The organism is Pseudomonas sp. 382 (assembly GCF_002759075.1).
GTDB lineage: Bacteria > Pseudomonadota > Gammaproteobacteria > Pseudomonadales > Pseudomonadaceae > Aquipseudomonas > Aquipseudomonas vlassakiae.
Window position 1 is genome coordinate 67,965 of record NZ_PEMX01000025.1, and the last position, 12,115, is coordinate 80,079.

Consider the following 12,115-nt stretch of genomic DNA (forward strand, 5'->3'; position numbering starts at 1 on the left):
CGGTAGCGATCAGACCTGCCGCAGAATGCAGTCCAGCAAGCCGGGAAAGCGCCCGGCCAGCATCTCGCTGCGCAGCGAGTTCATGTGGGTGGTCCCGACGTTGCGGGTATGCACCAACCCCGCATCACGCAACACGCGAAAATGGTGCGACATGCTCGACTTCGGCCGCCCGCCATCGAGTTCGCCACAGCTGGCCTCGGCCACGCCGGCCAGATGGCGGACGATGCCCAGGCGCACCGGGTCGCTCAGTGCATAGAGCACACGCTCGAGAGTCAGGTCTTCAGAGTTGGGGTGTTGGTAGGCTCGCATGGCCGACATGATAACGGGGGTTTCATTAATTGCCATAGTTCGATTATGATCGAACTATCGTATTCAGACGACCCGGAGTTTGCCCATGTCTGCCCTGTTCCAACCCTACACCCTGAAAGATGTCACTTTGCGCAACCGCATCGCCATCCCGCCGATGTGCCAGTACATGGCTGAGGACGGCATGATCAACGACTGGCACCACGTGCACCTGGCCGGCCTCGCCCGTGGCGGTGCAGGCCTGCTGGTAGTGGAGGCCACCGCCGTGGCACCGGAAGGGCGCATCACCCCCGGTTGCGCCGGGATCTGGAGCGACGCCCACGCGCAGGCGTTCGTGCCGGTGGTGCAGGCGATCAAGGCGGCAGGCTCGGTGCCGGGTATCCAGATTGCCCACGCCGGGCGCAAGGCCAGCGCCAACCGCCCGTGGGAAGGCGATGACCACATCGCTGCCGACGATGCCCGTGGCTGGGACACTATCGCCCCGTCGGCCATCGCCTTTGGTGCGCACCTGCCGAAAGTCCCGCGCGAAATGACCCTGGACGACATTGCCCGGGTCAAACAGGATTTCGTCGACGCTGCGCGCCGTGCCCGCGACGCTGGCTTCGAGTGGATCGAGCTGCACTTCGCCCACGGCTATCTGGGGCAGAGCTTCTTCTCCGAGCATTCCAACCAGCGTACCGATGCCTACGGTGGCAGCTTCGAAAACCGCAGTCGCTTTCTGCTGGAAACCCTGGCAGCGGTGCGTGAGGTATGGCCGGAGAACCTGCCACTGACCGCTCGCTTTGGTGTGCTGGAGTATGACGGCCGCGATGAGCAGACCCTGGAAGAGTCGATCGAACTGGCGCGCCGGTTCAAGGCTGGCGGGCTGGACCTGCTGAGCGTCAGCGTCGGCTTCACCATTCCCGATACCAACATTCCGTGGGGCCCGGCATTCATGGGGCCGATTGCCGAACGTGTGCGTCGCGAGGCGGGCTTGCCAGTGACTTCGGCGTGGGGCTTTGGCACGCCGCAACTGGCTGAAGAGGCGGTGCAGGCCAAGCAGTTGGACCTGGTATCGGTAGGGCGTGCGCACCTGGCCGATCCGCACTGGGCGTACTTCGCGGCCAAGGAGTTGGGAGTGGACAAGGCCTCCTGGACCTTGCCGGCACCTTATGCACACTGGCTTGAGCGCTATCGCTGAGTCTTGAAGGGGGGCTGCTTTGCAGCCCATTCGCGGGTAAACCCGCTCCCACAAGTACAGCGTCAAGGCTGAAGGGAACGCTGTCCCTGTGGGAGCGGGCGTGCCCGCGAAGAGGCCGGTCCAGGCTAGAACCGATCCAACCGGTAAGCCGCTGTCTCCGGCCCGGCCGATTGCGCCGCCAACCGCCCCACCCATTCCGCCGTCACCGCCGCCTGGGTCAATCCCAGATGCTGATGCCCGAAGGCAAGCAGCACTCGCCCGTCACACACGCGGTCGATCACCGGCAACGAGTCCGGCAACGAGGGCCTGAAGCCCATCCACGGCGTCGCTCCTTCCGTGCTCAAGTCATGCTGAAACAACCCCTTGCTCAGCCGGTGCAACTGCCACGCCCGCTGCATGCTGGGCGGCGCATCGAGCCCGGCGAACTCCACTGTGCCAGCCAGGCGCAGCCCATCAGCCATGGGCGTCATGATGAACTTGCGCTCCAGCGACGTGACCGCGAACGGCAGCCGCTGCTGTTCTTGTGGCAGCATCAGGTGATAGCCGCGCTCGGTATCCAGCGGTACGCGTTTGCCGGTCAGCGCCACCGTCAATGGCGCTGAATGGGCGCCGCAGCTGAGCAGGACCTGGCGCGCCTTGAACGTCCCCCGGTCACTGGCCAGGTTGACCCCGCCACTGTGCAGTTGACCTCCCGTAACCCGCGCCTGGACGAAGCGTACGCCGTTGGCCTTGGCGGCCTCGAACAGTGCGCAGACCACCCGGTATGGGTCGATGAAGTGCCCGGTACGCGGGAAGAACAGCCCGCCGAGCAGCGATGGGTTCAACTGCGGCGCGGCCTCGCGCAGGTGATCGGTTGACCACAGGTCCACCTGCACATCCTGCTGCTGCATGCTTGCGCGCAAGGCCTGCAGCGCGACACGTGACTCGGGCCGCTCGAACACCAGCAGCGAGCCGTCCTCCTTGAACAACTCGCTACGCCCGATCGAGCCCAGCAAACGCTGCCAGGCTCCCAGGCTACCTTCGTTCAGTGCGCGGATGCCGGCCACGCTGCGCTGGAACGGCGCCGGGCGCAGGTTCAGCAGCAGGCGGGTGAACCATGGCATGGCCTTGGGCAGGTACTTCCAGTCCAGGCGCAGCGGGCCCATCGGGTCGAGCAGCATGCGCGGCAGGCGCTTGAGGATCGACAGGTCGGCGATCGGGAACACCTGCTCGGTGGCCAGATGCCCGGCGTTGCCGAAGGAGGCACCGTGGCCCGGCGCCTGATGATCGAGCAGCAGCACCCGACGGCCCTGGCGGGCCAGTTGCAGGGCGCAGGCGACGCCGACAATGCCGGCACCCACCACGGCGATATCGTTTTCGGCGGTATCGACCATGCTCAACCTTCCCGTTTGCCGTCGAGCAAACGTCGCAATTGCAGCGGGTTGCCGTGCTTGAGCGCCTGCGGCAGCAGGGCATCGGGGAAGTCCTGGTAGCACACCGGGCGCAGGAAACGCAGGATCGCTGCGGTGCCGACCGAGGTGGTACGGGCATCTGAGGTGGCAGGGAACGGCCCGCCGTGAACCATCGCGTCGCACACCTCGACACCGGTCGGCCAGCCGTTGACCAGGATGCGCCCGGCCTTGCGCTCCAGGGTCGGCAGCAGGGCGCGGGCACTGTCGAGGTCGGCATCGTCCAGATGCAGCGTGGCGGTCAGCTGGCCTTCAAGCTGTTCGGCCACCTGGCGCACCTGCGCGTCGCTGGTGCAGGCCACTACCAGCGAAGCGGCGCCGAACACTTCGGCCTGCAATGCCGGGTCGCCGAGAAACGCTTCGGCCTGGGTCACGAACAGCTGCGCCTGGCACTGGTTCGGCCCTTGTTGCGTCAGGCCGCTGGCGGCAAGCGTAGCGTTGACGTTGCTGGCCAGGGTGTCGACGCCCGCAGCGTATGCGCTGGCAATGCCTGGGGTGAGCATGGTCTGCGCGGCGGCCTGGCGAACCTGCGCGCTGGCCGCCTCGACGAAGCGCTGCAGCGCCGCCCCCTGGCGGGCGATCACCAGCCCAGGGTTGGTGCAGAACTGCCCGGCGCCTTGGGTCAGCGAGGCAACGAAGCCTTGCGCCAGTGCTTCGCCACGGGCTTGCAACGCGGCATCGAAAAGAAATACCGGGTTGATCGAACTCATCTCGGCGTACACCGGAATCGGCTCGGGGCGAGCTTGGGCTACCTTGCACAGGGCTGTGCCGCCGCTGCGCGACCCGGTGAAGCCGACCGCCTTGATGTGCGGGTCGCTGACCAGGGCGATACCGACTTCATGACCGGCGCCATACAGCAACGAGAACACTCCTTCAGGCAGGCCGCATTGCTTGACGGCACGGGCCACGGCCCGACCGACCAGTTCGCTGGTGCCGGGGTGCGCGGCGTGGGCCTTGACCACCACCGGGCAGCCGGCGGCCAGGGCCGATGCGGTGTCGCCCCCCGCTACCGAGAAGGCCAAGGGGAAGTTGCTGGCGCCAAACACCGCCACCGGGCCCAGCGCCACCTGGCGTTGGCGCAGGTCGGCGCGTGGCAGCGGTTGGCGTTCGGGCAGGGCGTTGTCGACCCGCACATCGAGCCATTCGCCGCTGCGGACCACCCGGGCGAAGGTGCGCAGTTGCGTGCAAGTGCGGCCACGCTCGCCCTGGATGCGCGCCTTGGGCAGGCCGCTTTCGGCCACGGCGCGATCGATCAGGGCATCGCCAATGGCTTCGATTTCACTGGCGATGGTTTCAAGAAAATGTGCGCGTTGTTCCAGCGAGGTTTCGCGGTAGACGTCGAACGCCGCCCAGGCCAGTGCGCAGGCCTGGGCCACGTGTTCGCCGCTGCCGCCGGCGTAGGCGGGTTCGAGGGCCTGGTTGGTGGCCGGGTCGATGGCGTGGATCGCGTCGCGGCTGCCGGGAACGGCGCGCTGGCCGATCAGCAAGTTGCCTGTCAGGGTCATGGGGCCTCCTTCGGAATCAGATTCTGGATCGGGGGGCGCTTTGCGCCCCTTTCGCGACACAAGGCCGCTCCCACAAAAGACCTGTGTACGCCGGTCAATGTGGGAGCGGCCTTGTGTCGCGAAAGGGCTGCGCAGCAGCCCCAGGGATCAGGCCAGGTTCTGCTCGGCCGACCAGCTGGCGTACCAGTTGCGGAACAGCGCGTACTGCTGCTCGGCATAGTTGCGCTGGGCATCGGTGAGCACGTCGGTTTCGTTGAAGTGCAGGCTGTACTCGGTGTCGCCGTTGAGCACCATCAGGTGCTTGTAGTACAGCACCAGGTCGCAGCCTTCATCGAACGACGACAGCACTGCCAGCGCCGTTTCCAGTTCACGCGCCAGGCGGCGGGCCTTGGCGTCGCCTTTGGCGGCCTGCTTGCTCAGGCTCACCAGCTGCAGCACTTCACGCGGCAGGGCGTTGCCGATGCCGGTAATGGCACCGGTGGCGGCGCAGTTGACGAAGCCATGCACGACCTGGGTATCGACACCGACCATCAGGGTCACATCGTCATCCTTCGAGGTGATGTGCTCGGCGGCGTAGCGCAGGTCGGCGCCGCCGCCGAACTCCTTGAAACCAATCAGGTTGGGGAATTCGCGGCGCAGTTCGAAGAACAGGTCGGCGCGGGTGGCGAAGCCGTAGTAGGGGCTGTTGTAGATCACCGCCGGCAGCTTCGGTGCCGCAGCGAGAATGGCCGAGAAGTGGTGTTTCTGGGCGATCAGCGAAGCACCGCGGCTGAGCACGCGAGGGATCACCATCAGGCCGGCGGCACCGACCTTGGCCGCGTGGGCAGCGTGGGACACCGCCTCGCGCGTGTTGACCGCACCGGTGCCGACAATGGTCGGAATACCGGCGGCCACCAGGCGGGCCACGCCTTCCTGGCGCTCGGCTTCGGTCAGCAGTGGCCAGTCACCCATCGAGCCGCAATACACCACCGCGCTCATGCCCGCCTCGATCAGCTCCCGGCCCTTGCGCACCAGGGCGTCGAAGTCCGGCTTGCGCTCGGCGGTGCACGGGGTCATCAGGGCAGGCATGGTGCCGGTGAAGATGTTGTCAGTCATTGTTGTCACTCCTGGCGATATTCGGTTGTTTTGAAAAGCCGGGTCAGATGCCCCAGGCGAATGGATCCTGTTCGTCGATCAGCAGGGTGCTGTCGGCGGTCATGTAGGCGCGGCCGGTGATGAACGGGCGAATGCGTTCGCCGTCGCGCTCGAAGCGGCCGTGGAACTGGCTACCGGTGATGCTGGCCTGGACCCAGGTCTGGCCTTCTTCGAGCTTGCCGTCGGCGGCCAGGCACGCCAGCTTGGCGCTGGTGCCGGTGCCGCAGGGGGAGCGGTCGTAGGCCTTGCCGGGGCACATGACGAAGTTGCGGCTGTCGGCATTGGCGTCGTCGGCGAACAGCTCGACATGGTCGATCAGCGCGCCGTTTTCGCCAGTGATGCCTTGGGCCTCGAGGGCCTTGAGCATGGCCCAGGTGTACTCCGTGAGGGCCTCGCGGTTGTCCAGTTCAATGCGCTGGCCGTGCTCGGACACCAGGAAGAACCAGTTGCCGCCCCAGGCGATATCGCCGCGCACGACGCCATGCCCAGGTACATCCACCGCCACCTGCTGGCGGTAGCGATAGGACGGCACATTGCCGACGGTGACGGCGCCATCGGCGTGCAGGGTGGCGCTGACCTGGCCGACCGGGGTGTCGATCTTGTGCTCGCCGGGTTCGACCAGGCCCAGGTGCTGCAGCGAGGCGACCAGGCCGATGGTGCCGTGGCCACACATGTTCAGGTAGCCGGCGTTGTTGAAGAAAATCACCCCGCAGGTGGCATCAGCCGACACCGGTGGGCAGTACAGCGCGCCGACCAGCACATCGTTGCCGCGTGGCTCCAGCAGGCAGGCACGGCGCCATTGATCGTGCAGCTCGCGCAGTTCGTCGCGCTGCTCGGCCATGCTGCGCCCCTGCAGCTGCGGGAAGCCTTTCATCACCAGGCGGGTCGGTTCGCCGCCGGTATGCGAGTCGATGACGTGAATCTGTTTCATGGGCTTGTCCATTGCTATGAGGATCAGGAGGCGACGGCGGGCTGGGCGCTGTAGGTTTCAGTGGAGGCTTCGCTTTCGTCTTCGCCTTCCAGGCGTACCAGGTGAGCCGGTACGCCAGTGGCCGCGCCCCAGTAGTAGATGCCCAGGGCGCAGGCGGCCACGGCCACGGTGTCGACTGGGTGGCCGAGCACGCCCAGGCCGCCGAAGCTGCCCAGCCAGGAAAGCAGGATGGTCATGGCGTAGAAGCCGATCAGCCAGGCCGAAGAACGCACTTGCTGGGCCAGCGACAGGTGCTGGGTCGGCACGAAGCGGCTGCACAGCAGGTACAGCACGAACATCACGATCTGCAAGGCCAGCAACCAGGACACGGTGTTCCAGCCCGACCAGTAGACGATCAGCGCGGCGATGATGAACGACAGCGGGCCCAGCACGCCCATGCCTTTGACCCGGAACGGGCGCGGCATGTCCGGCGCATTGCGGCGCAAGGCGGCAACGGTGACCGGGGCTACGGCGTAGCTCAGTACCAGCGCGGCAGACACCACGTTGATCAGCGCTTCCCAGGAGGGGAACGGCAGGGTCCAGAACACCGACAGGCCGAAGGTCAGCCACAGCGCCGGGCGCGGGATACCGGACTGGGCATCGATGCGGGTGAAGTACTTGAAGAAGGTGCCGGTCTGCGCCCAGCCATAGACCACGCGCGGGGTGGCGTTCATGTAGATGTTGCCGCAGCCGCTGGGCGAGATCACCGCGTCGGCCACCACCAGGTAGGCCAGCCAGCCCACACCCAGGGCCAGGGCGATGTCACGGTAGGGCAGGGCCAGTTCTTTGGTCACGCCGGCCCAGCCGTTGGCCAGCATCTCGGTCGGCACGCTGCCGAGGAAGGCCAGTTGCAGCAGGGCGTAGATCGCGGTGGACAGCAGCACCGAGAGGATCAGCGCGATGGGAATTGTGCGTTGGGGGTTCTTCACTTCGCTGGCCACCGAGATGATCGGCGTCAGCCCCAGGTAAGCGAAGATGATGCCACCCGCCGATACCGCCATTTCCACGCCGGACAGGCCGAACGGGGCGAAGCCCTGGACCTCGAAGTTCTCCGGCTTGAAGAAGGTGAACAGCACGCCGATCACCAGCAGCGGCACGATGAACTTGAACACGCTGACCAGGTTGTTGGCCTTGGCGAAGGTCTTCACGCTGCGGTAGTTGAGGAAGAAGAACAGCCCCAGCAAGGCGAACTGCACCAGCCAGCCGAGCACCGTGGGGTCGCTGGAACCGGCTTTGGTCAGCCCGGGGAACCAGGCTGCGGCGTATTGGCGCGAGGCGACCACTTCGATGGCGATCAGGCTGGAGAACGCGATCAAGGTGATGAAGCCCATCAGGTAGCCGAGCAGCGGGCCGTGCGAGTACACCGGGTAGCGCACCACGCCACCGGCACGCGGCAGGGCGGCGCCGAGTTCGCAGTAGACGATGCCCAGCAGCAGCACGGCGAAACCGCCGAGGAACCAGGAGAGGATACCGGCCGGGCCGGCGATGGCCGAAACATGGCTGGCGGCGAACAGCCAGCCGGAGCCGAAGATGGCCCCGAGGCCGATGAAGGTGAGGTCGAGCAACGACAGCTGTTTCTTGAATTTGCCTGACATGGGTGCGCCTTTTTGTAGGTTTTGGATAGGCAGGTCTGATGTCACGTGATGCGGCTTTCCACGGCCGCGCTTTTGTAGGTCTTGGGCGGCTTGCGTGGGGCATAGAGTGGACCCGAACGGGGCAGGGGTTCTTGATGGTTTTCTGCAGGAGGGATGACGAAATCGGCACAGTTTCAAAAAAGCAGTGGCGGGGTGAAAGTGCCCAGATATAGGCTGAAAGCCATAATGGACAAGGTTTTGTGAAGTGGTCTCAGTTGCAAGCGCCGTCCCCTGTAGGAGCGGCCTTGTGTCGCGAAAGGGCCGCATAGCGGCCCCGGCAATTTTGCATGAGGGCGCAGATCCCGGGGCTGCTGCGCAGCCCTTTCGCGACACAAGGCCGCTCCTACAAAAAAGCGTATGCAGACCTGAACGCTATAAACTGCAGTGAGCCGACAGATGACCGATATGCCCCTGGCAACCCTGTACCAGTCCCTCGACCAGCACCGCCCGACCACCCTAGAAGCGCTGCTGGCGGGTGTCTCTTTGCTGCTACCGATCCTCGACGCCATCCCCAACGCCGCGATCTTCATCAAGGACCCGGCCGCGCGCTATGTGCTGGCCAATACCACCCTGGTCCAGCGCTGCGGCCTCAAGCGCCTGCAGCCGCTGCTGGGCAAGACCAGTGCCGAAGTGTTCCCGGCGCAACTGGGCCCCGGCTACACCGAGCAGGACCGCCGCGTGCTCAAGGATGGGCTGGTGCTGGAAGACCAGCTCGAACTGCACCTGTACGGCAGCCGAGAACCGGGCTGGTGCCTGACCCACAAGCGCCCGCTGCGCAACCCGGCCGGGGAGATCATCGGTTTGGTGGGCATCTCCGTCGACCTGCAGTCAGCCGCCGATACCCACCCCGCCTACCAGCGCCTGGCTGCTGTGGACGAGCACATCCGCCAGCATTTTCACCAGCCGATCAGCATGAGCGAGTTGACCCGCATCGCCGGGATTTCCGTGGCGCAGCTGGAGCGCTATTGCAAGCGAGTGTTCCACCTCACGCCGCGGCAGATGATCCACAAGGCACGCCTGGAGCACGCCCACCGGTTGCTGCATTCCGATTTGCCGATCACCGAAGTGGCGTTGCGCTGCGGCTACACCGACCACAGCGCGTTCAGCCGCCAGTTCAAGCAGCTGACAGGCTTCACGCCGCGGCAGTATCGCCAGGCGACGGCGCAGGTGTAGTGCTGGAGCCGGCGCCCGCCAGACGGCGCTGCCACTGTCGGTGAAGGGCCCTTGCCCGCTCCATGCGTGCAAGTTTCAGGACTACCAAGGTCAACCCAGCAAAACACAACAGGGCGAAGCCGCTCAGAATCGACCGCTGCTCCTTCAAGCCTTTCGCGACATGGGAGGTGTAATTCGGGTCCATGAAGAAAGAGCAAATGGTGTCCAGTTTGTCTTCTGGCATGTCAACAAAAAAGGGTTGTTTGGTTTCCGTTGAACGGCACTTATCCGCAGTCAGGAGGCGTTCCGGCCACCACATTTCAAATTTGATGTCATCTTGCGAAAGGTAAAAGCTCGGCGTATCTGGCGCGTCTTTCAAAGACACCATCAAGTACTTCGATTGTGTCGCGAGTGGGACGGGGGCTATTGCACAAAGCAGGGCGATCAGAAAACCGAAGCCCCACCAGAACTTTTTGCGCGAGAAGCGTTGGGTGGCGAAATTCGGGGCGTTGAAATCTGTCCAGTCCATGTACCGACGGTTGCGGCCGATATCGCTCGGCGTAAAGCCATTTGCGGTAATCCAGCGATAGGCGAGGTCAGCTTCCTGCAGGTTTTTTGCGGGTATGTTGAACTCGTATCGGAAGAACTCGATCTCACGCAGTTCTTTACGCATCGTGTTCAGCGGAGAGTGGTTGTCGAATTCAGTTTTACCACCGAAGCTTCGCCAGATCAGGTCACGCAGGAAGTAAAGCGAACCGGCTCTGCTATAGATGAACCAAAGCAGCCAGAAAATCAGTAGCGCTATACCTATGGCACCCAATGGTGCAAGGGCTTCGGCGCTCCATACCAATGGTGTCGAGACTGGAGTAGATGTCGTCATGTCAAATCCTTGGACATGTGAATAAGAGGCTGGACCGTGCACCCGTGAGTGATCGCATCACGCAGGTGCGGGGCGATGATAGAAGAGGCTGAATAGCTGTGTCGCCCGACAACAGTCCCTAAATGTTGTAGGAAGTTTCTGAATGATCAGTCATGACGCAACCCTTGGCTGAACAGCGCTCGCGCCTCGGCAAAGCACTGCTCGGCAATCGCCGAACGCGGTTCGCTGCGGCGCAGCAGCAGGCCGACCGGGCTGTGGATGCTGGCGTCGGCGATGGGGATGATGCGCATGTGTTCGCTGAGGTCTTCCAGGCCGCAGCCCAGCGGCATGATCGCGCAGCACACGCCGGTGTTTATGGCCTGCACCAGTTGGAAGGTCGAGTCGCTTTCCAGCACGGCATTGGCTTCAAGGCCGCGGCTGCGCAGGCTCAGGTCCAGTGACTGGCGGTAGTGCATGCCCTTGCTCAGCAGGCCCAGGGGGGTGTCGCCGAGTTCCTCCCAAAGCAGGCTGTCGGCGTCGAACTGGAAGTGCTGGGTGTCGAACAGCAGGCCCATGGTGGTGGTACCCAGTTCGATCACTTCGAAGAAGTTGGCGTTGACCTGGTCGAGGTAGCAGATCCCCAGGTCGAGCTGGTTGCGGCTCAGGCCGTCCATGATCTGCTCGGTGCTGTGCGAACTGAGCTGGAATTGCAGCTCGGGGTACTTCTCGCGCAGCGGCAGCAGCAGGTGCATGGGGTTGAAGCTGGCCAGCGGCACGGTGCCCAGGCGCAGGCTGCCGACCACCTGGCCGCGGCAACTGGCGGCCTCGGCTTGCAGGCCGTCATGGGCGGCGAGCAGGGTACGGGCCCAGGCCAGGATGCGCTCGCCGGCCTCGGTGAAGCCTTCGAAGCGCTGGCCGCGCTTGACCAGCACCAGGTCCAGTTCGTCCTCCAGGTTGCGCAGGCGCATCGACAGGGTCGGCTGAGTGATATGGCACAGCGCCGCAGCCTGGCCGAAGTGGCGGGTCTGGTCGAGGGCGATGAGGAACTTGAGCTGCTTGATGTCCATGGGAGTGCCTGGCGTCTGGTTGTGCAGACCTTAACCCACGTCTGCGATAGATGTCATTGATCGGCCGGTTCGCCATTTCGATTGGACGCTGTTCTGGCTTGCCTCTAGCGTGACGACAATGCCATTCGAGGAGCTTCACCGTGCGCGTCCAACCCGATGCGGTTTTCGTACCGCTGAATATCGCCGTGCTGACCGTCAGCGACACCCGTACCTATGACAACGACACCTCCGGCCAGCTGCTGGCCAGCCGCTCGGTGGAGGTCGGCCATCGCCTGGTGGCACGCGCGCTGCTCAAGGATGACCTGTACAAGATCCGCGCCCAGGTGGCGAGCTGGATCGCCGACGACGACGTGCAGGTGGTGCTGATCACTGGCGGCACTGGCTTTACCGGGCGTGACAGCACACCGGAGGCAGTACAGTGCCTGCTGGAGCGGACCGTCGATGGCTTTGGCGAACTGTTCCGCGCCTTGTCCATTCTCGATATCGGCAGCTCGACCGTACAGAGCAGGGCGCTGGCGGGGATTTCCAACGGCACCCTGGTGTGCTGCCTGCCCGGCTCGACTGGCGCTTGCCGAACTGCCTGGGAAGGCATCCTGGTGGAGCAACTGGATGCGCGGCACCGGCCCTGTAATTTTGTCAAGCATCTGAAACCTGTCGAAGCCTGCGAAAGCCGCGGTTAGCTGCACCGGCCTCTTCGCGGGCACGCCCGCTCCCACAGGGATCACGACTTACCTGTGGGAGATTCTATGGTTTTCAGCAAGCCAGTTTCCCGCCTTTGGTGACGTATTCGTCCTGATTTTTCATCAGGGCGAATGCCACCCGCGCGAGCTTTCTTGCCAGGATTACCAGAGCTTGGGTTG

General features: G+C 64.4%; 11 protein-coding genes and 1 pseudogene. 3 read left to right on the top strand and 9 right to left on the bottom strand.

Features of this window, described 5'->3' with window-relative positions:
- Positions 1-9: 9 nt before the first annotated feature.
- Positions 10-345, bottom strand: coding sequence for a helix-turn-helix transcriptional regulator (locus tag CQW31_RS22715; protein WP_099815438.1), 336 nt, complete (start codon positions 343-345; stop codon positions 10-12).
- Between the two features lie 49 nt (positions 346-394).
- On the opposite strand from CQW31_RS22715, the gene xenA reads away from it, so the two are divergent.
- The gene (xenA, locus tag CQW31_RS22720; protein WP_054883364.1) at positions 395-1,486 is read left to right on the top strand and encodes a xenobiotic reductase XenA; all 1,092 of its coding nucleotides are present in this window, start codon (positions 395-397) and stop codon (positions 1,484-1,486) included.
- Between the two features lie 125 nt (positions 1,487-1,611).
- On the opposite strand, the gene CQW31_RS22725 is transcribed toward xenA, so the two are convergent.
- The 5 genes from CQW31_RS22725 to CQW31_RS22745 form a co-directional block, all read right to left on the bottom strand.
- Entirely contained in the window at positions 1,612-2,859 is a 1,248-nt protein-coding gene (locus CQW31_RS22725; protein ID WP_099815439.1) for an FAD-binding oxidoreductase, read from the bottom strand.
- Between the two features lie 2 nt (positions 2,860-2,861).
- Positions 2,862-4,439, bottom strand: a complete 1,578-nt coding sequence (locus CQW31_RS22730; protein ID WP_099815440.1) for an aldehyde dehydrogenase (NADP(+)) — start codon at positions 4,437-4,439, stop codon at positions 2,862-2,864.
- A 147-nt stretch (positions 4,440-4,586) separates the two neighbouring features.
- Positions 4,587-5,534, bottom strand: coding sequence for a dihydrodipicolinate synthase family protein (locus CQW31_RS22735; protein ID WP_099815441.1), 948 nt, complete (start codon positions 5,532-5,534; stop codon positions 4,587-4,589).
- 43 nt (positions 5,535-5,577) lie between these two features.
- Positions 5,578-6,504 carry a 4-hydroxyproline epimerase gene (locus CQW31_RS22740; RefSeq protein WP_054883360.1) on the bottom strand — a complete coding sequence of 309 codons (927 nt, stop codon included), beginning with the start codon at positions 6,502-6,504 and terminating at the stop codon, positions 5,578-5,580.
- A gap of 23 nt (positions 6,505-6,527) precedes the next feature.
- A complete protein-coding gene (locus CQW31_RS22745) occupies positions 6,528-8,138 on the bottom strand; it encodes an APC family permease (RefSeq protein ID WP_054883359.1) in 1,611 nt (536 codons plus the stop codon).
- A gap of 435 nt (positions 8,139-8,573) precedes the next feature.
- Between CQW31_RS22745 and CQW31_RS22750 the strand changes: the two genes are divergently transcribed.
- A complete protein-coding gene (locus tag CQW31_RS22750; protein ID WP_099815442.1) occupies positions 8,574-9,350 on the top strand; it encodes an AraC family transcriptional regulator in 777 nt (258 codons plus the stop codon).
- On the opposite strand, the gene CQW31_RS22755 is transcribed toward CQW31_RS22750, so the two are convergent.
- Entirely contained in the window at positions 9,310-10,209 is a 900-nt protein-coding gene (locus CQW31_RS22755; protein ID WP_099815443.1) for a DUF6216 family protein, read from the bottom strand. The genes CQW31_RS22750 and CQW31_RS22755 overlap by 41 nt on opposite strands.
- A gap of 146 nt (positions 10,210-10,355) precedes the next feature.
- Positions 10,356-11,255 (bottom strand): LysR family transcriptional regulator, encoded by a 900-nt coding sequence (locus CQW31_RS22760; RefSeq protein ID WP_099815444.1) that lies wholly within the window; start codon positions 11,253-11,255, stop codon positions 10,356-10,358.
- A gap of 140 nt (positions 11,256-11,395) precedes the next feature.
- Between CQW31_RS22760 and moaB the strand changes: the two genes are divergently transcribed.
- Entirely contained in the window at positions 11,396-11,935 is a 540-nt protein-coding gene (gene moaB / locus CQW31_RS22765; RefSeq protein WP_099815445.1) for a molybdenum cofactor biosynthesis protein B, read from the top strand.
- 73 nt (positions 11,936-12,008) lie between these two features.
- Here moaB and CQW31_RS31755 read toward each other — a convergent pair.
- Positions 12,009-12,115, bottom strand: a pseudogene (locus tag CQW31_RS31755) (IS110 family transposase); the annotation flags it as partial.